At 64.4% G+C, this 682-nt stretch carries 2 protein-coding genes; one reads left to right on the plus strand and one right to left on the minus strand.

Annotation, left to right across the window (positions count from 1 at the left end; genetic code table 11):
* Positions 1-287 (plus strand): DUF427 domain-containing protein (locus AC1DX0_RS36690; protein WP_477359517.1); only part of this gene is annotated, 287 nt, incomplete at its 5' end.
* A 25-nt stretch (positions 288-312) separates the two neighbouring features.
* Here the strand turns inward: AC1DX0_RS36690 and AC1DX0_RS36695 are convergent.
* Positions 313-682: polysaccharide deacetylase family protein (locus AC1DX0_RS36695; protein WP_477359520.1), on the minus strand; the 370-nt coding region annotated here is incomplete at its 5' end.

Here is a 682-nt window from a genome sequence, read left to right on the forward strand (position 1 = left end):
CGGTTATCGCATCATCCACCAAGGCCAAGGTGTTGACCGAAGCCCCCTATTCCCCCGCCTTCTACGTTCCGTTCGCCGACATCGATTTCGACGCTCTGAGCGGCACCGAACACTCGACGCATTGCCCCTACAAGGGCGATGCCAGCTATTGGAGCGTGCTGCCGGCCGGCGAGACCGGCCAGAATGCGATGTGGGCCTACGAGCGGCCTTTCGACGAAATGACCGAAATCCGCGACCACGGTGCGTTCTACGCCAGCAAGGTGACGATCGAAGCCACGCCGGGCTAAACGCTTCGACTTGAAGGCACCACCCTCAGTCGGTCGTGCCGTGATTGCCTGTGCCATCGGCGTCGTCGAGACGCACGAAGGTCATGCCCTTTTCCTTCAGCGCCAGCAGGCCCTGAACCACGCCCTCGCCAGCTGCATGGGTCGGCTGGTTGATGTGCGAGATGATGACGTCGCCGTCCTTGGCTGCGGCGATGCGCCTGGCGGTCTCCTTGGCGCCCAGCAGCGAACCGCCATCGCCATTGATCGAGAAGCCGGCAATCTTGAAGCCGAGCTTGCGGATCATCGCGATCGCCGAGGGGCTGTATTCGGCGGTTGCGCCGCGGAACCATTTCGGCACCGGCTCGCCGGTCCTGGCAAGCGCCGCGGCCCCCGACTCGACCTCGGCCAGCACAGCC

It is taken from the genome of Mesorhizobium sp. P3_A9 (genome assembly GCF_056402975.1).